Source organism: Pseudomonas sp. PDM04 (genome assembly GCF_014851765.1).
Lineage (GTDB): Bacteria > Pseudomonadota > Gammaproteobacteria > Pseudomonadales > Pseudomonadaceae > Aquipseudomonas.
On sequence record NZ_JACVAI010000009.1, the window covers coordinates 221,543 to 239,713 of the forward strand.

General features: G+C 61.6%; 20 protein-coding genes. 6 read left to right on the top strand and 14 right to left on the bottom strand.

The window, feature by feature from the left end; translation table 11 throughout:
* Positions 1–9 precede the first annotated feature (9 nt).
* The gene (gene cysN / locus IB249_RS29085; RefSeq protein WP_192309735.1) at positions 10–1,908 is read left to right on the top strand and encodes a sulfate adenylyltransferase subunit CysN; all 1,899 of its coding nucleotides are present in this window, start codon (positions 10–12) and stop codon (positions 1,906–1,908) included.
* A gap of 169 nt (positions 1,909–2,077) precedes the next feature.
* Here the strand turns inward: cysN and IB249_RS29090 are convergent, their stop codons facing one another.
* From IB249_RS29090 to IB249_RS29100, 3 genes are read right to left on the bottom strand one after another with little or no spacing between them, the layout of a single operon-like run.
* Positions 2,078–2,983: an acyltransferase gene (locus IB249_RS29090; protein ID WP_192309736.1), complete on the bottom strand. Its 906-nt coding sequence runs from the start codon at positions 2,981–2,983 to the stop codon at positions 2,078–2,080.
* Positions 2,984–5,083 carry a phosphate acetyltransferase gene (gene pta, locus IB249_RS29095; protein WP_192309737.1) on the bottom strand — a complete coding sequence of 700 codons (2,100 nt, stop codon included), beginning with the start codon at positions 5,081–5,083 and terminating at the stop codon, positions 2,984–2,986.
* A gap of 60 nt (positions 5,084–5,143) precedes the next feature.
* Positions 5,144–5,482, bottom strand: a complete 339-nt coding sequence (locus tag IB249_RS29100) for a DUF3565 domain-containing protein (RefSeq protein ID WP_192309739.1) — start codon at positions 5,480–5,482, stop codon at positions 5,144–5,146.
* Here IB249_RS29100 and IB249_RS29105 point away from each other — a divergent pair.
* The 3 genes from IB249_RS29105 (at position 5,451) to IB249_RS29115 (ending at position 7,785) form a co-directional block, all read left to right on the top strand.
* A complete protein-coding gene (locus IB249_RS29105) occupies positions 5,451–5,936 on the top strand; it encodes an FKBP-type peptidyl-prolyl cis-trans isomerase (RefSeq protein WP_192309741.1) in 486 nt (161 codons plus the stop codon). The two genes, IB249_RS29100 and IB249_RS29105, sit on opposite strands and share 32 nt — an antisense overlap.
* Before the next feature lie 122 nt (positions 5,937–6,058).
* Positions 6,059–6,541, top strand: a complete 483-nt coding sequence (locus tag IB249_RS29110; RefSeq protein WP_192309744.1) for a glutathione peroxidase — start codon at positions 6,059–6,061, stop codon at positions 6,539–6,541.
* 140 nt (positions 6,542–6,681) lie between these two features.
* On the top strand, positions 6,682–7,785 hold the full coding sequence (locus tag IB249_RS29115; protein WP_192309746.1) for an NADH:flavin oxidoreductase: 1,104 nt from the start codon (positions 6,682–6,684) through the stop codon (positions 7,783–7,785).
* Positions 7,786–7,907: 122 nt separating this feature from the next.
* Here the strand turns inward: IB249_RS29115 and IB249_RS29120 are convergent, their stop codons facing one another.
* Together IB249_RS29120 and cysZ are read right to left on the bottom strand one after the other, a co-directional pair.
* Entirely contained in the window at positions 7,908–9,107 is a 1,200-nt protein-coding gene (locus tag IB249_RS29120) for a glycosyltransferase family 4 protein (RefSeq protein WP_192309749.1), read from the bottom strand.
* A gap of 40 nt (positions 9,108–9,147) precedes the next feature.
* Positions 9,148–9,900, bottom strand: a complete 753-nt coding sequence (gene cysZ / locus IB249_RS29125; protein WP_192309751.1) for a sulfate transporter CysZ — start codon at positions 9,898–9,900, stop codon at positions 9,148–9,150.
* 313 nt (positions 9,901–10,213) lie between these two features.
* Here cysZ and trxB point away from each other — a divergent pair, with 313 nt between their 5' ends.
* On the top strand, positions 10,214–11,176 hold the full coding sequence (gene trxB, locus IB249_RS29130; protein ID WP_192309753.1) for a thioredoxin-disulfide reductase: 963 nt from the start codon (positions 10,214–10,216) through the stop codon (positions 11,174–11,176).
* A gap of 174 nt (positions 11,177–11,350) precedes the next feature.
* On the opposite strand, the gene IB249_RS29135 is transcribed toward trxB, so the two are convergent.
* From IB249_RS29135 to IB249_RS29165, 7 genes are all read right to left on the bottom strand, one after another.
* Positions 11,351–12,601, bottom strand: coding sequence for an aspartate aminotransferase family protein (locus IB249_RS29135; RefSeq protein WP_192309756.1), 1,251 nt, complete (start codon positions 12,599–12,601; stop codon positions 11,351–11,353).
* A gap of 146 nt (positions 12,602–12,747) precedes the next feature.
* A complete protein-coding gene (locus IB249_RS29140; RefSeq protein WP_192309758.1) occupies positions 12,748–13,086 on the bottom strand; it encodes a HopJ type III effector protein in 339 nt (112 codons plus the stop codon).
* Positions 13,079–13,375: a DUF1244 domain-containing protein gene (locus IB249_RS29145; RefSeq protein WP_192309761.1), complete on the bottom strand. Its 297-nt coding sequence runs from the start codon at positions 13,373–13,375 to the stop codon at positions 13,079–13,081. Before IB249_RS29145 ends, IB249_RS29140 begins: the two co-directional genes overlap by 8 nt.
* A gap of 97 nt (positions 13,376–13,472) precedes the next feature.
* Complete coding sequence (gene folX, locus IB249_RS29150; protein ID WP_108218231.1) at positions 13,473–13,844, bottom strand: dihydroneopterin triphosphate 2'-epimerase; 372 nt, start codon at positions 13,842–13,844, stop codon at positions 13,473–13,475.
* A 2-nt stretch (positions 13,845–13,846) separates the two neighbouring features.
* A complete protein-coding gene (folE, locus tag IB249_RS29155) occupies positions 13,847–14,422 on the bottom strand; it encodes a GTP cyclohydrolase I FolE (RefSeq protein ID WP_192309763.1) in 576 nt (191 codons plus the stop codon).
* Positions 14,423–14,443: 21 nt separating this feature from the next.
* On the bottom strand, positions 14,444–15,154 hold the full coding sequence (gene folM / locus IB249_RS29160; protein ID WP_192309765.1) for a dihydromonapterin reductase: 711 nt from the start codon (positions 15,152–15,154) through the stop codon (positions 14,444–14,446).
* A gap of 115 nt (positions 15,155–15,269) precedes the next feature.
* The gene (locus tag IB249_RS29165; protein ID WP_192309768.1) at positions 15,270–15,830 is read right to left on the bottom strand and encodes an antibiotic biosynthesis monooxygenase; all 561 of its coding nucleotides are present in this window, start codon (positions 15,828–15,830) and stop codon (positions 15,270–15,272) included.
* A gap of 210 nt (positions 15,831–16,040) precedes the next feature.
* Between IB249_RS29165 and IB249_RS29170 the strand changes: the two genes are divergently transcribed.
* Entirely contained in the window at positions 16,041–16,997 is a 957-nt protein-coding gene (locus tag IB249_RS29170; protein ID WP_192309770.1) for a MerR family transcriptional regulator, read from the top strand.
* Between the two features lies 1 nt (position 16,998).
* On the opposite strand, the gene IB249_RS29175 is transcribed toward IB249_RS29170, so the two are convergent.
* Together IB249_RS29175 and IB249_RS29180 are read right to left on the bottom strand one after the other, a co-directional pair.
* Entirely contained in the window at positions 16,999–17,604 is a 606-nt protein-coding gene (locus tag IB249_RS29175) for a hypothetical protein (RefSeq protein ID WP_192309773.1), read from the bottom strand.
* Positions 17,605–17,676: 72 nt separating this feature from the next.
* Positions 17,677–18,135, bottom strand: coding sequence for a PAS domain-containing protein (locus IB249_RS29180; RefSeq protein WP_192309775.1), 459 nt, complete (start codon positions 18,133–18,135; stop codon positions 17,677–17,679).
* Positions 18,136–18,171 lie beyond the last annotated feature (36 nt).

The following is an 18,171-nucleotide window of genomic DNA, read 5'->3' on the forward strand; positions in this document are numbered from 1 at the left end:
GGGGCTGTCATGTCGCATCAATCTGATTTGATCAGCGAGGACATCCTCGCCTACCTGGGCCAGCACGAACGTAAAGAGCTGCTGCGCTTCCTGACCTGCGGTAACGTCGACGACGGCAAGAGCACCCTGATCGGGCGCCTGCTGCACGACTCCAAAATGATCTATGAAGATCATCTGGAAGCGATCACCCGCGACTCTAAAAAAGTCGGCACCACCGGCGAAGACATCGACCTGGCCCTGCTGGTCGACGGCTTGCAGGCCGAGCGCGAGCAAGGCATCACCATCGATGTCGCCTACCGCTACTTCTCCACCGCCAAGCGCAAATTCATCATTGCCGACACTCCCGGCCATGAGCAGTACACCCGCAACATGGCCACCGGTGCCTCCACCTGTGACCTGGCGATCATCCTGGTCGACGCCCGCTACGGCGTGCAGACCCAGACCCGTCGCCACAGCTTCATCGCCTCTTTGCTGGGCATCAAGCACATCGTCGTCGCCATCAACAAGATGGACCTCAAGGACTTCGACCAGGGCGTGTTCGAGTCGATCAAGGCCGACTACCTGAAGTTCGCCGAAGGCTTGAAGATGAAACCGACGAGCATGCACTTCGTGCCGATGTCGGCGCTCAAGGGCGACAACGTGGTGAACAAGTCCGAGCGCTCGCCGTGGTACACCGGCCAGTCGCTGATGGAAATCCTCGAGACCGTGGAAGTGGCGGGCGACCGCAACTTCACCGACCTGCGTTTCCCGGTGCAGTACGTCAACCGTCCGAACCTGAACTTCCGCGGTTTCGCCGGCACCCTGGCCAGCGGCATCGTCAAGAAGGGTGACGAGGTCGTGGTCCTGCCATCGGGCAAGAGCAGCCGCGTGAAATCCATCGTCACCTTCGAAGGTGAGCTGGAACACGCCGGTCCGGGCCAGGCGGTAACGCTGACCATGGAAGACGAAATCGACATCTCCCGTGGCGACCTGCTGGTTCACGCCGACAACGTGCCGCCGGTGACCGACAGCTTCGAAGCGATGCTGGTGTGGATGGCTGAAGAGCCGATGCTGCCGGGCAAGAAATACGACATCAAGCGCGCCACCAGTTACGTGCCGGGTTCCATCGCCAGCATCGTCAACAAGGTGGATGTGAACACCCTGGAAGAAGGTCCGGCCAGCGCGTTGCAGTTGAACGAGATCGGCAAGGTCAAGATCGCGCTCGACGCGCCGATTGCTCTCGACGGTTACGACAGCAACCGCACCACCGGCGCGTTCATCATCATCGACCGCTTGACCAACGGCACCGTGGGCGCGGGCATGATCGTCGCGCAACCGCTGGCGCATGGCACCAGCACCCACCACGGCAAACTGGCCCACGTGGCGACCGAAGAACGTGCCCAGCGCTTCGGCCAGCAGCCGGCCACCGTGTTGTTCAGCGGCCTGTCGGGCGCTGGCAAGAGCACTTTGGCCTATGCGGTCGAACGCAAGCTGTTCGACCTGGGGCGTGCAGTGTTCGTGCTCGATGGCCAGAACCTGCGTCACGACTTGAACAAGGGGCTGCCGCAGGACCGCGCCGGGCGTACCGAGAACTGGCGTCGTGCCGCGCACGTGGCGCGTCAGTTCAACGAAGCCGGCCTGTTGACCCTCGCGGCGTTCGTGGCACCGAGTGCCGAAGGGCGTGAGCAGGCCAAGGACCTGATCGGCAAGGAGCGTCTGCTGACGGTCTATGTCCAGGCCTCGCCGGCGGTGTGCGCCGAGCGTGATCCGCAAGGTCTGTACGCGGCGGCCGGGGACAATATCCCGGGCGAATCCTTCCCGTACGACGTGCCGCTGGATGCCGATCTGGTGATCGACACCCAGTCCGTGTCGCTGGAAGAGGGCGTCAAGCAAGTGCTCGAGCTGCTGCGTCAGCGGGGCGCGATCTAAGCTTCAGCGGCTAAAGAAAAACCCGCCGATGAGTGATCATCCGGCGGGTTTTTTATTGAAGCCTGCTCGGTCAACTGTGGGAGCCAGCCTGCTGGCGATTGCGGTGAATCAGCCTATAGATCTACTGAAGGTGAATCCGCTATCGCTAGCAGGCTAGCTCCCACAGGGTTCATTGCCTGGCTGGATACTCGCGATGCATCTGCTCCAGCAACGCATCCTTGTCCTGCCACAACTGGTTGATCCAGCCCTGGAACTGCAAGCGGTATTCACCGTCCTGGTCGTAGTTCTTGCCAATGAACTGCGGCGGTATCTTCAGCTCTTCAAAGTGCACCACCACATCCTTCACGTTCCCGCACAGCAAATCCCAGAACCCGGGACGTCCGCCGGGATAATGGATGGTCACGTTGACGATGGACTCCAGCTGTTCGCCCATGGCGTCGAGCACGAACGCAATGCCACCGGCCTTGGGTTTGAGCAGGTACTTGAACGGTGACTTCTGCTGGGCGTGCTTGCCTTCGGTGAAGCGCGTGCCTTCGACGAAGTTGAAAATGCCCACCGGGTTGTTGCGAAACTTCGCGCAGGTCTTGCGCGTGGTTTCCAGGTCCTTGCCTTTCTTCTCCGGGTGTTTTTCCAGGTACGCCTTCGAGTAACGCTTCATGAACGGAAAGCCCAGCGCCCACCACGCCAGGCCAATCACCGGCACCCAGATCAGTTCCTGCTTGAGAAAGAATTTCAGCGGCTGGATGCGCCGGTTGAGCACGTATTGCAGCACCAGGATATCGACCCAGCTCTGGTGGTTGCTGGTGATCAGATACGAGTGCCGATAGTCCAGACCCTGCAGGCCGCTGAGGTGCCAGCGCGTGCGACGGACCAGGTTCATCCAGCCCTTGTTGTTGCTGATCCAGGCTTCATGGGTATGGCTCATCAGCCAGCCCGCCAGGCGCTGGGTCAGCGCGAATGGCAAGACCTTGACGAGCGCCACGCAGAACAGGAACGAGCAGAGCAGAATCGTGTTCAACGCCAGAAGCAGCGAAGCAATCACACCGCGTGCCGGTGCAGGCAGAAAATCCAGCATTTAAACATCCAGAGGTCGGTTGGCGGCTTGAATCGCGGTGAGGGCGATGGTGTACACGATGTCGTCGACTTGCGCGCCACGCGGCAGGTCGTTCACCGGCTTGCGCAGGCCTTGCAGCATCGGCCCGAGGCTGACGCAGTCGGCGCTGCGCTGCACGGCTTTGTGCGTGGTGTTGCCGGTGTTGAGGTCGGGGAACACGAACACCGTGGCGCGACCGGCCACCTGGCTGTTCGGCGCCAGTTGCCGGGCCACGGTCTCGTTGGCCGCCGCGTCGTATTGCAACGGGCCGTCGATCAGCAGCGAGCGTTGCTGTTCGTGGGCGAGCAACGTGGCCTCGCGGACTTTCTCGACTTCTTCGCCGCTGGCCGATTCGCCGCTGGAGTAACTGATCATCGCCACACGCGGCGTGATGCCGAATGCCGCGGCCGAGTCCGCGCTTTGCAGGGCGATCTCCGCCAGTTCGGTGGCGCTCGGGTGGGGGTTCATCACGCAGTCGCCGTACACCAGCACTTCTTCGGGAAACAGCATGAAGAACACCGACGACACCAGGGTGCAGCCGGGCGCCGTCTTGATTAGCTGCAGGGCCGGGCGGATGGTGTTGGCGGTGGAGTGGATGACACCGGAGACCAGGCCATCGACTTCGTCCAGCGCCAGCATCATGGTGCCGATGACCACCGGGTCTTCCAGTTGCTGCTCGGCCATCGGCGCATTCAGGCTCTTGCTCTTGCGTAGGGCAACCATGGGCTCGACGTAGCGTTCGCGGATCAGGTCCGGATCGAGGATCTCCAGACCCGGCGGCAGCTCGATGCCCTGGGCGCGCGCCACGGCTTCCACATCTGCCGGTTTGGCCAGCAACACGCAGCGGGCGATGCCACGGGCCTGGCAGATCGCCGCGGCCTGCACGGTCAGCGGCTCGCTGCCCTCGGGCAGGACGATGCGTTTGTTGGCGCCCTGCGCGCGCTGGATCAACTGGTAGCGGAACACCGCCGGCGACAGGCGCATTTCCCGGGGCGTGCCACAACGCTGGTGCAGCCAGTCGGCGTCCAGATGGCCGGCGACGAAGTCGGTGATGATTTCCGCACGCTCGCGGTCATCGATCGGGATTTCCTTGTTCAAACCGTTCAACTGGTTGGCGGTGTCGTAGGAGCCGGTGCTCACCGACAACACCGGCAAACCGGCCTGCAGGGCGCCGCGGCACAGGTCCATGATGCGCGGGTCGGGCAGGGTGTCGCTGGTCAGCAAAAGGCCCGCCAGCGGCACGCCGTTGAGGGCCGCGAGGCTGACGGCGAGGATGATGTCGTCGCGATCGCCGGGCGTCACCACCAGTACGCCGGGCTTGAGCAGTTCCACGGTGTTGCGCATGGTGCGCGCGCAGATGATGATCTTGGTCATGCGCCGGGTTTCGTAATCGCCGGCATTGAGGATCTGCGCGCCCATCAGGTCCGCCACGTCGCGGGTACGCGGGGCGTTCAGTTCCGGCTGATAGGGAATGCAACCGAGCAGGCGGAAATCGCCGCTGCGCAGCAAGGGCGAATGCTCCCTCAGCCGCGAGGCGAAGGCCTCCATGCTTTCATCGGTCTTGACCTTGTTGAGAATCACCCCCAGGACCTTCGGGTCCTTCGGGCCGCCGAACAATTGCGCCTGCAGTTCCACGCGGCCGGAGAGTTCGGTCAGCACTTCGTTTTCCGGTGCCGAGACCAGAATCACGTCGGCGTCGAGGCTCTTGGCCAGGTGCAGGTTGACCCGGGCGGCGTAACTGGCGCTGCGGGTCGGGACCATGCCTTCGACGATCAGCACGTCCTTGCCGATGGCGGCCTGCTGGTACAACGTGATGATTTCTTCGAGCAGTTCATCGAGCTGGCCGTCGCCCAGCATGCGCTCGACATGGGCCAGGCCCAGCGGCTGCGGCGGTTTCAGGCCGTGGGTGCGCGCCACCAGCTCCGTGGAGCGCTCGGGCCCGGTGTCCCCCGGATGGGGCTGGGCGATGGGTTTGAAAAAACCGACCTTGAGGCCGGCTCGCTCGAGCGTTCGGACCAGCCCGAGGCTGATGGAGGTCAGACCCACGCCAAAATCGGTGGGGGCAATAAAAAAAGTTTGCATGCGGATTCTCTAAGGGTGCATGGCAAAGGTGACCGTCTATATCTGACGATCTACCGGGATTCAGTCGCCAAGATTATCGCTAACCGAGCCTTGAGCGCACCAACCGCATTCAAAGCGCTGGCCGATTCTTCCAGCACGTTGCGCGGGGTCAAGGACCCAGGCACGCGATTGCCACGGCGGCTGGTGGCGCAGGTGCTGCGTATGGCCACAGGACAGCTCGGCCACCCAGTGCCCGTCTTCATCCTGATGAAACCCCGTGACTGTCGAGCCAGGCGTTGCGGTCCGTTTGTCCGGGTTGTGTTCGCTTTCGGACGATGGCTTCGCTAGACTTGGCCTTTCTATTTTCTTCTGCAAAAGGTCTCGCCCCATGCTGATCGCCGCCAATAAGGCTGTCTCCATCGACTATACCCTGACCAACGACGCTGGTGAGGTCATCGACAGCTCCGCCGGCGGCGCGCCGCTGGTCTACCTGCAAGGCGCAGGCAACATCATCCCGGGCCTGGAAAAAGCCCTGGAAGGCAAAGGCGTCGGCGAAGAGCTGACCGTAGCCGTTGAACCTGAAGATGCCTACGGCGAATACGCTGCCGAACTGGTCAGCACCCTGAGCCGCAGCATGTTCGAAGGCGTCGACGAACTGGAAGTGGGCATGCAGTTCCACGCTTCCGCTCCGGACGGCCAGATGCAGATCGTGACCATCCGCGACCTGGACGGCGACGACGTCACCGTTGACGGCAACCACCCGCTGGCCGGTCAGCGCCTGAACTTCCAGGTCAAGATCGTTGCCATCCGTGACGCCAGCCAGGAAGAAATCGCTCATGGTCACGTCCATGGCGAAGGTGGCCATCACCACTGATTTTCTGCGCTAAGCTCAGAGAACTGGAGAGGCGCCCGAGGGCGCCTTTTTAGTCCGCGGCTGTCCTTGGCGGCATTGCCAAGAGGCTGTATCGAGAAAAACACGGGAATCTGGAGTACGTCATGAGTGCTTTTCACGACCTGAAATTGACAGCCCTGAATGGTCAGGAGCTTCCGCTGGCGCCCTTCAAGGGCAACGTCGTGCTGGTGGTCAACGTGGCCTCCAAATGTGGCTTGACCCCGCAATACGCGGCGCTGGAAAACCTTTATCAGCAATACAAGGACAAAGGCTTCAGCGTGCTGGGCTTGCCGTGCAATCAGTTTGCCGGGCAGGAGCCAGGCACTGAGCAGGAAATCCAGGAGTTCTGCAGCCTCAACTATGGCGTGACCTTTCCGTTGTCCAGCAAGCTGGAAGTCAACGGTCATGAGCGTCACCAGTTGTACCGCCTGCTGGCGGGCGAAGGCGCCGAATTCCCTGGCGACATTACCTGGAACTTCGAAAAATTCCTGCTGGGCAAGGATGGCCGCGTACTGGCGCGCTTCTCGCCGCGCACGGCACCGGACGATCCCTCCGTCATTCAGGCCATCGAAAAGGCCCTGAGCTGAAAGCCCCCTCGCCGTAGGAGTTCGCTCCTACGGTACGTCTTACCTTTTAGATCTTAATCACTGTAATCAATAGTGCTGTTCATCGCGGCTGACCCTCCATATTATCCTCGTCATAAAGTTACTCTCCGTGGAGCGCACTCATGCCCGTTCAAGCTTTGTTCAAACCGTTCCACCTTGGCACCCTCGAACTGCCGACCCGCGTGGTCATGGCGCCCATGACCCGTTCGTTCTCGCCGGGTGGCGTGCCCAACGCCAAAGTCATCGAGTATTACCGCCGTCGCGCCGCTGCCGGCGTCGGCCTGATCATCACCGAAGGCACCACCGTCGGGCACAAGGCGTCCAACGGTTACCCGAACGTGCCGCACTTCTATGGTGAAGAGGCACTGGCCGGCTGGAAAAAAGTCGTCGACGCCGTGCACACCGAAGGCGGCAAGATTGTCCCGCAACTCTGGCATGTCGGCAGTGTCCGTCGCATCGGCACCGAGCCGGATGCGAGCGTGCCGGGTTACGGCCCGTCGGAAAAACTCAAGGACGGCCAGGTCGTGGTTCACGGCATGAGTCAGCAGGACATTCAGGACGTCATCGCCGCGTTCGCCCAGGCTGCCAGCGATGCGAAGCGCATCGGCATGGACGGCGTGGAAATCCACGGCGCTCACGGTTATCTGGTGGACCAGTTCTTCTGGGAAGGCAGCAACCAGCGCACCGACGAATACGGCGGCAGCCTGGCCAACCGTTCGCGCTTTGCCATCGAGCTGATCCAGGCGGTACGTGCGGCGGTCGGTGAAGGTTTTCCGATCATCTTGCGCTTCTCCCAGTGGAAGCAGCAGGATTACACCGCTCGCCTGGTACAGACCCCGCAAGCGCTGGGGGAATTTCTCAAGCCGTTGTCCGACGCCGGCGTGGACATTTTCCACTGCTCGACGCGGCGTTTCTGGGAGCCGGAATTCGACGGTTCCGAACTGAACCTGGCCGGCTGGACGCGCAAACTGACCGGCAAGCCGACCATCACCGTAGGCAGCGTCGGCCTGGATGGCGAGTTCCTGCAATTCATGGTCAACACCGACAAGGTCGCGCAACCGGCCAGCCTGGAAAAACTGCTGGAGCGCCTGAACAACGACGAGTTCGACCTGGTGGCGGTCGGGCGGGCGCTGCTGGTGGACCCGGACTGGGCGCAGAAGGTGCGTGACGGTCGGGAGGAAGACATCCTGCCGTTCAGCCGTGAGGCGTTGATGACCTTGGTTTAAGCGGCGCCTGGTCTAAAGCTATCGCGAGCGGGCTCGCTCCCACAGGAAATCTTCTGTGCACCAGAGATCCGGTGTGGGAGCGAGCCTGCTCGCGATGACGGCCTCAAATCCAACAAAAAATCTCAAGGCAGGGAAGCAGCTCCACGCACCACCGCCTCCCCCACACACGCCCCCCGCAACTGCCCCTCGAACTGCTCGATAATGGCTGCCCAGCCCTGACGGCTCGCATGCTGGCGCGCATTGAGCCGCACGCAACGCAGGGTCTCGCGCTCCTCCAGCAGCCACGCGGCGGCATCGCAGAACGCTGCTTCATCCCCTGGCATGGCCAGCACGCCGTTGTAGCCGTGGCGAATATGCTGCGCCGCTGCCGCCTGATCGTAGGCCACCACGCCCAGCCCCGACGCCAGTGCTTCAAGCACCACATTGCCAAAGGTTTCGGTCAGACTCGGAAACACGAACACATCACCTGACGCGTAATGAGCAGCGAGGGCTTCGCCACGTTGCGCACCGCAGAAAATTGCCTCCGGCAGGTTCTTCTCCAGCGCGGCCCGTTGCGGGCCGTCGCCGACGATGAGCAATTTTATTTTTCGCTGTGGATAAGTCGTTGTCAGCGTGTCGAGGCAACGCTTGAGCAAGCCGAGGTTTTTCTCCGGCGCCAGGCGTCCGACGTGGATGACGGCAATGTCTTTCTCGCCCAGCCCCCATTGTTCGCGCAGTGATTGCAGGCGCTTGCTCGGGTGGAACAACTGGCTGTCGACCCCTCGGGACAGCAGCGCCAGGCGCTCGAAATGCCGGCGCTCCAGTTCCATCCGCTGGCTGACGCTCGGCACCAGGGTCAGGTTCGAGCGATTGTGGAACCAGCGCAGGTAGTGGGTCAGCAGCCGTGTGAGCAGGCCGAACCCATACTGGTCGGAGTACTGCTGGAAATTGGTGTGGAAACCGCTCACCACGGAAATCCCCAGGCGCCGCGCCGCACGCAACGCGGACAGGCCCAGCGGACCTTCCGTGGCGATGTAGAGCACGTCCGGGCGCTGGCGCGTCCAGCGTCGCAACAGTTTGTGCATCGACGACTGGCCCCATTGCAGACCTGGATACCCCGGCAGCGGCCAGCCGCGGCACAGCAGCAATTCATCGTCGCTGCCCGCCTGCTGATCGCATCCCTGTCGTGGCCGCACCAGCTCCACCTGATGCCCGCGCGCGCGCAGACCGTCGCACAAGCGGCCAAGGGTATTGGCCACGCCGTTGATTTCGGGAGGGAAGGTTTCGGTGATCAGGGTGATATGCAGAGCTGTCGTCATGGCCTCAGTGTCGACTGAGGCCATGTCGCCGGTGTGGCGGTTTGATGATGGATTTGTGACCGGCTCAGCGCTGGCTCACCAGGCTCTCCGCGCCACGCTCACGCACCCAGAACAGCGTAGCGCCAGCCACGGCGGCCGGCATCATCAGGATGTTGACCAGCGGAATCAGCAGCGCCAGGTAAACCATGCCGCCGAAGCTCATGCTCTGCCAGCGCTTCTGCCGCAGCCAGGCGAGCATCTCGTTCCAGCCCAGCTTATGGTTGTCCGCCGGGTAGTCGATGTACTGGATCGCCATCATCCAGACGCCGAACAGCAGCCACAACGGCGCGGCGATGATGTTGACCACGGGGATGAACGAGAGGATGAACAGCCCGATGGCGCGTGGCAGGAAGTAGCCGAGCTTGCGCATTTCCCGGGCCAGGGTGCGCGGGACCATGGCGATCAGTTCGCCCCAGCTGAACGCCGGGAAATCATCGGTGCCGCGCACCACCACTTCGACTTTCTCGGCGAGGAAGCCGTTGAAGGGGGCCGCGATGATGTTGGCGAGCATGGTGAAGGTGAAAAACACCATCAGTACTACCAGCACCACGAAGATCGGCCAGAGGAGGTAACTGAGAAAACCCAGCCAATCGGGCAGGGTTGGCATCAGTGTATCGACCCACAGGCTGAACTGATGGCCGGCCAGATAGATCAATCCGACGAACAGCACCAGGTTGATCACCAGGGGAAGCAATACGAAAAGCCGCAGGCTGGGGCTCAGAACCAGCTTGAGGCCTTCGCGCAGGTATTGTGGGCCGGACAGAACAGGTGCGGGCATATCGTGCTCCGAGAGAGGGGAAACGCGCCGACCTTACCGGCTTTGCCGGGCGGGCGAAAGCACGGGCAATGGATCGACATCAGCGGTAACAAAGGCGCCTGTAAACACGCGGCAACAGGATAGAGACCACCTATGAGCTGGATTGTTAAACCGTATTTCCTTAATCTTCGCCCCCTCGATACATTGCACCCATTCTTTTACAGGACTGTCGAGTTCAAGCCTTCCCCAAGTGCTTTCAATGGTCCTTTTTTATTCACGCCGGCAACCCGGCGTTCCGCGCCAGTCGTTTTGGGCCGGTCAACAGGAGCAGGTCATGTCTGAAGTCCGTCATTCGCGAGTGATTATTCTCGGTTCCGGCCCTGCCGGTTACAGCGCTGCGGTCTATGCCGCCCGTGCCAACCTCAAGCCGCTGCTGATCACCGGCATGCAGGCCGGCGGTCAATTGACCACCACCACCGAAGTCGACAACTGGCCGGGCGACGTCCACGGCCTGACCGGCCCGGTGTTGATGGAACGCATGAAAGAGCACGCCGAGCGCTTTGAGACCGAGATCGTTTTCGATCACATCAACGCCGTGGACTTCGCCGCCAAGCCGTACACCCTGACCGGCGACAGCGCGACCTACACCTGTGACGCCCTGATCATCGCCACCGGCGCCAGCGCCCGCTACTTGGGCCTGCCCTCGGAAGAAGCGTTCATGGGCAAGGGCGTTTCGGCCTGCGCGACCTGCGACGGTTTCTTCTACCGCAACAAGCCGGTGGCCGTGGTCGGTGGCGGCAACACCGCTGTCGAAGAAGCACTGTACCTGGCCAACATCGCCAGCACCGTGACCCTGATCCACCGTCGCGATACCTTCCGCGCCGAGAAGATCCTGATCGACAAGCTCAACGCCCGTGTGGCCGAAGGCAAGATCATCCTGAAGCTGAACTCGACCCTGGACGAAGTCCTGGGCGACAACATGGGCGTGACCGGCGCCCGTCTGAAAAACAACGACGGCAGCTTCGACGAAGTGAAAGTCGACGGCGTGTTCATCGCCATCGGCCATACCCCGAACACCTCGCTGTTCGAGGGCCAGCTGACGCTCAAGGACGGTTACCTGGTGGTTCAGGGCGGCCGCGACGGCAACGCGACTGCGACCAGCGTCGAAGGGATCTTCGCCGCCGGCGACGTGGCTGACCACGTTTACCGCCAGGCGATCACCTCGGCGGGTGCAGGCTGCATGGCGGCGCTGGACACCGAGCGCTACCTCGACGGTCTGCAGAACGCTTCGTTCTGAGACTGTTGAAATGAAAAAACCGGCTTCGGCCGGTTTTTTTGTGCCCACGTTTAATGCCTGATCACGTACCCTGTGGGAGCGGGCTTGCTCGCGAAGGCGGTGTGGCAGTCAACATTGATATCGCCTGACACGACGCTTTCGCGAGCAAGCCCGCTCCCACAAGGGATGGTGTTATCAGGCCAGTTTCTGCAGACATGCTTCAAAAATGTCCAGGCCTTCCTCCAGGACTTCGGCCTCAATGGTCAACGGCGCCAGCAACCGGATGATGTGGCGGGACTTGCCGCTGGGCATCAACAGCAAGCCGGCGTCACGTGCCAGGGCCAGCAGTTGGGTCAACTGGGCCGGGGCTGGCGTGCCGTCGGCGTTGGCCAGTTCGATGCCGCGCATGGCGCCGACGCCTGTCAGGCGTCCCAGGTACGGCGACAGGTTGTCGGCGCGCCAGGCTTCGTAGCGGCTGACGATCGCTTGCTCCTGCTGCGAGCCCCAGTTGTGCAGGTTGGCATCGGTCATTTCGTCCAGCGTCGCCAAGGCGGCGGCGCAGGCAATCGGGTTGCCCGAGTAAGTGCCGCCGAGCCCACCCTTGGGCAAGATGTCCAGCAGCGCCTTGCGTCCAACCACCGCGCCCAGCGGAATGCCACCGCCGATACTTTTGCCGAGCAGGATCAGGTCCGGCTCGATGCCCAGCCGTGTAAACGCAAAGCGCTGACCGGTGCGTCCGAACCCGGACTGGATTTCATCGGCAATCAACAGGATGTTCTTTTCATCGCACAAACGGCGCAGGGCCTTGGCGAACTCGATGTCCAGTGCCAGGAAACCGGCTTCGCCCTGCACCGGTTCGACGATGAAACAGGCGATGTCTTCGATATCGATTTCGACGCTGAACAGCCTGTCCAGCGCCTTCAAGGCGTCCGCACAGGTCACCCCGTTGTCTTTGCTGGGGAAGGGCAGGTGATACACCGGGCCGGGCAGCACGCCAACCTTTTGCTTGTAGGGCGCGACCTTGCCGTTGAGATTGAGCGTGCCGAGGGTGCGGCCGTGGAAGGCGCCGTCGAAGGCGATGACGGCGGTGCGACCGGTCGCGCCACGGACGATCTTCAAGGCGTTCTCGGCCGCTTCCGCGCCGCTGTTGGTGAGCATGCCGCTGACGGGGTAGTCCAGCGGAACGAACCCGGCCAGGCGCTCCATGAAGTCCAGATAGGGCGTGTGCGCAGCGGCATTGAACGCGTAATGGGTCAGCCGCGTGGCTTGCTCGCGGATGGCCTCGACGATGCGCGGGTGACAATGACCGAGGTTCAACACGCCGATGCCGCCCACGAAGTCGATGTAGCGTTTGCCGGCGGTGTCCCAGACCTCGGCATTTCTGCCGTGGCTGAGGGTGACGGGGTGGACGACGTTGATCGACTGGCTGATGGATTCGCTGCTCATGGATGACCGACTCGGAAGAAGGAGAACGTCCATTTATCTAAGCCGCGAGCGGTGGTGCCCGGCAAACGAAATAAAGTTGCCGGGTCAATCTTAAAAGTCGGGATGTGCGCCGTGGGAGCGAGCCTGCTCGCGCCCAGCGTGCAGATTCAGCGGCGGGTCAGTGGCGGCTGGTTGAACTTCACCCCGGCCAGGCCGTGGGCGATCAGTGCGCGGATGTTGCCGTGATCGCTGCCCTCAGGCGTGGCGACGACGCTGCGGTAATGCTCGCCGAAGGCCAGCAGCGCTTCTTCGTCGCTCAGGCCTTCGAGCAGGGCCAAGCCCAGGGTCTTGCACGAACCTTCGTTCTGCCCGGCGGCATTTTCCACGCCGCCGTTGTTGAAAGCCTGCGGCTGGTAGTCGTAACCCGCGGCAATGAACGCCAGGGTGTCGGCAAAGACGTGTTCGCCGCTCTTGAGGCGGGTGCGCAGGGTGTTCAAGTCAGTCATGGGGCTTTCCTTTGGCGAACGCCGCCTGTTGTTCGGCGCTGGCTTCTTTCTGGTATTGGGCTTTCCACTCGGCGTACGGCATGCCGTACACGACTTCGCGGGCGTCATCGAGGCTGACCTCGATCTGGCGTTCGTCGGCGGCGGCCTTGTACCACTTGGAGAGGCAGTTGCGGCAGAAACCCGAGAGGTTCATCAGGTCGATGTTCTGCACGTCCTTGCGGCTGTCCAGGTGCGCGACCAGCCGACGGAAGGCGGCGGCTTCAAGTTCGAGGCGTTGTTGCTCGGTCATGGGGCGTCTCTGCGAGACAGCTGTCAGCGGCGAGCTTCAAGCTGCAGGATGGGTGGTGGTGGATCGAAGTTTACAGCGTGCGGCGTGAAGCTTGTAGCTAGCGGCTCGCTGCCAAGGTGATTGACACCGACTCGGCGAAACGCAGGGCGTGGGGTTTGTCGACCTCCACTTCGGCGTACAGCACCGACGCGTTGGCCATGACCAGGTCAAGAATTTCCTGGGTCAGGCGTTCGAGCAGGGCAAAGCGATTGCCCTCGACGTGGGCGATGATTGCCTTGGTGATGGTCCGGTAATTCAGCGCGTGATCGATGTCATTGTCACGCACCGCTTCCTGGGCTGCGTAAAGGATGGTCAGGTTGATCAACACATCCTGCTTGTTGAGGATCTCGTCCTCGTTGATACCGATGTAGGTGCGCAGGCACAGATCCTTTACCCGGATGCGTGCCATGCCTGGTTGAAGTTGTGGCATTACTACTTGCTCCGTCCAATCAATTGCAGGAACTCCTGGCGGGTGTTGCTCGACTCGCGGAAAGCGCCGAGCATCACCGAGGTGTTCATGGTCGAATTCTGTTTCTCGACGCCGCGCATCATCATGCACATGTGCCGGGCCTCGATGACCACCGCGACACCGGCCGCCCCCGTGACCTGTTGCACGGCGTCGGCGATTTGCCGGGTGAGGTTTTCCTGGATCTGCAGGCGTCGGGCGAACATGTCCACCAGCCGTGCAATCTTCGACAGGCCCAGCACCTTGCCCGTTGGAATATAAGCCACATGCGCCTTGCCGATGAAGGGCAGCATGTGATGTTCGCAGAGCGAGTACAACTCGATGTTGTCGACGATCACCATTTCATCGTTGTCGGAGGCGAACAGCGCGCCATTGACGATCTCTTCGACACTCTGCTCATAACCGTGGCAAAGGTACTGCATGGCCTTGGCCGCGCGCATCGGGGTGTCGAGCAGGCCTTCACGGTCGGGGTTCTCACCCAGGCCGATGAGAATCTCGCGATAGCTTTGGGACAGCGCATTCTGGTGCAGGGAAAACGTCATGGATGATCCTCGCTGCGTCGCCTACTTGAGGTGCCGTCCGCCGTTGACGGTCAGGGTCGTGCCGGTGACATAAGGGTTGTCGAGCAAATAACGCAGGCTCTGGTAAATCACTTCGCTGCCGGGTTCGATGCCCAGCGCCGACTTGGCCAGTGCCTTGGCGCGATACGTCGCGTCGTCGTGCGGATTGAACAGTAGCAGGGCCGGGGCAATCCCGTTGACCTTGATGGCGGGCGCGTACTTCGCCGCAAAGGACAGGGTCAGGCTGTCGAGCCCGGCCTTGCTGGCGCAGTAGCCGATGTGCTGGCTGCTGCCCTTGCGGGTCACGTCATCGCTGATGTGCACGATATCGGCCGGGTTCGAGCGCCGCAGCAGGTCGACGCAGTGCAGGTTGATCAGGTAGGGCGCCAACATGTGCACGCTGAACAGGCGGGTGAAGGCCTCGGCGTCGGTGTCCGGGGTCTCGGCCAGCCATTCGGAGGCGTTGTGGATAATTGCCCGCAGGCTGTCGGTGTGGTTTTTCAGTTCGCCGATGAAAGCGAAAATGCCGGCTTCGCTGGACAGGTCGGCGAACAGCGCCGTTGCACCCAGATCACGCAGCGTCTGGACGCCGGGGCGTTCCGTGCGGTAGCTGAAAATCACCGCATGCCCGTCTTCGAGCAACCGCTGTGCACAGTGCAGGCCGACCCGTTGGGCGGCACCGGTAATGAGGATCGGGGCGGATGAAGAGGTCATGAACGGCTCGCGTTGCGGTCAGTGCAAAACTATACCAGCGCAACGCGAGGTTCACCTATGGGCTGCCATTGCGTCAGCCTTGCCGGCGCACACTCGCTCCGGCAGGAAGGAGACTTCAGCGGATGGCTTCGGTCGACACTCGCCGCAGCGGGGTGCTGTTCAGCCAGCCCGCCAGCAGCCGGGTCGACAACGGAATGAAGAAGTAGACCATCAGCGGCGTCAGGCACAGCGTGCTGATCAGCACCCGTGGCAGCAGGCTCATTTCGCCCAGCAGCGGACCGAGGACAAGGTTGAACAGCAGCGATACCGGAAAGAATGCCAGCCAGATGGCCACTGCCTGTTTCCAGCGAGGCGGGCGCTGGCCGGCCGCACCGAACCAGCCTTCGATGCCGCTCACGCGATGTTCGGTCTTGTGCGCGAACAGGTCGCTGCCGCGGGTCAGCCAGGCCGTGCGCGAGGCCGAGTGCTCCCAGGCGTGCATGGTCTGTTCATTGGCAAAGCGGAAGATAATCTGGAATTCGTCGCCGCCGGGTGGCGGGGCAAGCACGCCAGAGCCGAGATAACCCTGGAAGTCGGTGGCCAGTTGTTCGCCTTCGCGAAGCCAGGCCATCAGGTCCTGATAGCGTCCATCGGCGACGCGGCGCGCAACCATCAGTGTGACGGGTGAGGTAGTCATCATGTAACTCCGTAAGTCGAACGCGTCACTCCGGATAGGAGTTTCGCCAGGCGCAGCGCCGGGGTGGTGGGCTGCGTCTTGGTACAAGCAAGGAATACGCCGGATTCTACAGGTTATCGGATGACAATCCTCATTGACCTATGTCTTGAATGAAGAGGGGGTAGGCGAGGTAAGATAGGATCCAATTTACCCAAAAGCGTTGTCTGCCCAATGCCTGTCTTGATTGACGATGTCACTGGTTCCCCGACGGCTGTTTCCCTGGACCAGGAAGAACTGTTTCCGATTCGCGAGGTGTCTCGGCTGACGGGCGTCAACCCCGTCACGCTGCGTGCCTGGGAGCGTCGTTATGGTCTGATCCAGCCGACGCGCACCGAAAGCGGGCATCGATTGTATGCGCTGGCCGATATCGAGCGGGTCCACAGCATCCTTGGCTGGCTCGACCGCGGCGTTGCCGTCAGCAAGGTTGGCCGGATCCTGGCCAAATCTGCGCCGCTTCAGGCGCTGTCGCACATCATCCCCAATGAACTCGTACAGGCCGACTACGCGCAATGGCAGCAACAGGTCCATGCCGCCGTCAGCGCCTTTGACGACGTTCAGCTGGATCAGGTCTACGGGCAGATCTTTTCCAGCTACTCCCAGTCGGTGGTGTTCCAGGACATTCTGATCCCGCTGTGGAAGCGGCTGCTGCAGCACCAGGACCAGTTTGGCCAGACCAGCGAGTGGCTGTTCTACGACGGCTACCTGCGTACGCGGGTATTGCAACGCCTGCTGCTGATGCGCAATTCACCCCGTCGGGTGATCATCAGCGCCCTGGCGGGCCAGTGCCGTGAGCTCGAATTGCTGATCGCGGCATTGTTCCTGAGTGGCAATGACATGGGGGTGCGGTTGCTGACCATTGGCCAGCCGCTCGATGAGCTGACGCTGGTCTGCGAAAAGATCAAGCCGCAGGCGCTGGTGCTGTTTTCCAATCACGCACCGGCTCCCGACCTGCCGCGCCGGCTCAATCGATTGGCCATGAGCCTGGACTGTCAGTTGATGCTGGCGGGGGATGCGTCCGACCTGGCGCAGGAGAGTTTGGCCGGAACGTCCATCGGATGCCTGGGCAACGAGGGAACGGAAATGCGTCAGCGCTTGAAGCAGTTCCTGGCGGGCACCCTGGATACCTGAATCAGAGGTGCAGGGCGGGATGCGTCAGCCGGTGCTGCTGGAGGATGAACTGGCGCAGGCGCTCGGTTTCGTCCGTGTCGCTCTGGCTCAACTGATAGGCGTAGAAGCCGTTTTCGGCTTCTTTTTCGAAGGTGCCACGCATCGCGATGCGTTCGTAGCCTGAAGGGCTGAACCACAGGGCGAAATGCTTGGGCGGTTTGGTCTTGTTGCGCACTTCCAGCAGGACACCCTTGAACGACACCTCGTGCACCCACAGCGTCCCGGGCTGGCCACTGGCGTTTTCCAGGGCAACCGGTTCCTCGAGTACCAGACGCCATGGCCGTACCGACGGCCCGTCCTCATAGATGCTGGGAACGCCCAGGCGCAGATGCAGGGCATGAAATTCATCTTCCACCAGGTGCAGCGGGAAGGTCATCTGCTGGTTTTCGAAACTGGCCTGGATGGTCACCTGCTCGTGCGCCGCCAGGCGCGTGAGCAGGTCACGGATTTGCGAACCACCGTTGACGAGCAGACTCGACGTTGCATCCCGCACGTTGAGTTGCGGGTTGTGTTGCATGGTCTGGATAAAATCCAGCTCATCCTGGGTCAGGAGTGCGTCACGTTGCATGATCTGCTCGAAAGAAAAAGTTACAAAGGCATCGGTGATTGTAGTTAATGACACTCAATTCTTTATTTTGTTTTAACCGTTCGTCGCTTTTAGTGCGGCCAGCTCGTTTTGCAGCTCGGCGACCTGCGCTTCCAGCTGCGCAACCCGCTGTTGTACCTTGACCTGAAGGGTGATGTCTTTCTGTACGCCGACAAAATACGTTTGGCCGTCTGCGGTGTTTTGCACTGTCGAAAGCGACAGTTCATTCCAGAAGGGGGTGCCGTCCTTGCGGTAATTGCGCAGGGTCTGCCGGCACGCGCCGCCGCGCTGCAAGGTGTCGCGAATCACCGCCAGCCCCTCCTGATCACGGTCGCCGGACTGCAGGAAGCGGCAATCCTGATAGAGGATTTCTTCGCTGCTATAGCCGGTCATGCGTTCGAACGCCGGGTTGACGTAAATCAGGATGTTGTCGTGTTCGCCTTCCTTCTCTGCGATCACAATGCCGTCGTTGGACGCGTTGACCACCATTTGCAGTAGATGGGCGTTGATCATTTGATGTTTTTCTCATTGTTGGACCTGCTGAAGTCT

Bases quoted from the DNA above. Each gene is read 5' to 3' on its own strand.
- IB249_RS29120 (WP_192309749.1), bottom strand. From the start codon at position 9,107: ATGGCCTCAGTCGACACTGAGGCCATGACGACAGCTCTGCATATCACC.
- cysN (WP_192309735.1), top strand. From the start codon at position 10: ATGTCGCATCAATCTGATTTGATCAGCGAGGACATCCTCGCCTACCTG.
- IB249_RS29100 (WP_192309739.1), bottom strand. From the start codon at position 5,482: ATGGAGACAGCCTTATTGGCGGCGATCAGCATGGGGCGAGACCTTTTG.
- folE (WP_192309763.1), bottom strand. From the start codon at position 14,422: ATGACGTTTTCCCTGCACCAGAATGCGCTGTCCCAAAGCTATCGCGAG.
- IB249_RS29140 (WP_192309758.1), bottom strand. From the start codon at position 13,086: ATGACTGACTTGAACACCCTGCGCACCCGCCTCAAGAGCGGCGAACAC.
- IB249_RS29145 (WP_192309761.1), bottom strand. From the start codon at position 13,375: ATGACCGAGCAACAACGCCTCGAACTTGAAGCCGCCGCCTTCCGTCGG.
- IB249_RS29175 (WP_192309773.1), bottom strand. From the start codon at position 17,604: ATGCAACGTGACGCACTCCTGACCCAGGATGAGCTGGATTTTATCCAG.
- folM (WP_192309765.1), bottom strand. From the start codon at position 15,154: ATGACCTCTTCATCCGCCCCGATCCTCATTACCGGTGCCGCCCAACGG.
- IB249_RS29165 (WP_192309768.1), bottom strand. From the start codon at position 15,830: ATGACTACCTCACCCGTCACACTGATGGTTGCGCGCCGCGTCGCCGAT.
- folX (WP_108218231.1), bottom strand. From the start codon at position 13,844: ATGCCACAACTTCAACCAGGCATGGCACGCATCCGGGTAAAGGATCTG.
- cysZ (WP_192309751.1), bottom strand. From the start codon at position 9,900: ATGCCCGCACCTGTTCTGTCCGGCCCACAATACCTGCGCGAAGGCCTC.
- IB249_RS29170 (WP_192309770.1), top strand. From the start codon at position 16,041: ATGCCTGTCTTGATTGACGATGTCACTGGTTCCCCGACGGCTGTTTCC.
- IB249_RS29115 (WP_192309746.1), top strand. From the start codon at position 6,682: ATGCCCGTTCAAGCTTTGTTCAAACCGTTCCACCTTGGCACCCTCGAA.
- IB249_RS29090 (WP_192309736.1), bottom strand. From the start codon at position 2,983: ATGCTGGATTTTCTGCCTGCACCGGCACGCGGTGTGATTGCTTCGCTG.
- IB249_RS29135 (WP_192309756.1), bottom strand. From the start codon at position 12,601: ATGAGCAGCGAATCCATCAGCCAGTCGATCAACGTCGTCCACCCCGTC.
- trxB (WP_192309753.1), top strand. From the start codon at position 10,214: ATGTCTGAAGTCCGTCATTCGCGAGTGATTATTCTCGGTTCCGGCCCT.
- pta (WP_192309737.1), bottom strand. From the start codon at position 5,083: ATGCAAACTTTTTTTATTGCCCCCACCGATTTTGGCGTGGGTCTGACC.
- IB249_RS29110 (WP_192309744.1), top strand. From the start codon at position 6,059: ATGAGTGCTTTTCACGACCTGAAATTGACAGCCCTGAATGGTCAGGAG.
- IB249_RS29180 (WP_192309775.1), bottom strand. From the start codon at position 18,135: ATGATCAACGCCCATCTACTGCAAATGGTGGTCAACGCGTCCAACGAC.
- IB249_RS29105 (WP_192309741.1), top strand. From the start codon at position 5,451: ATGCTGATCGCCGCCAATAAGGCTGTCTCCATCGACTATACCCTGACC.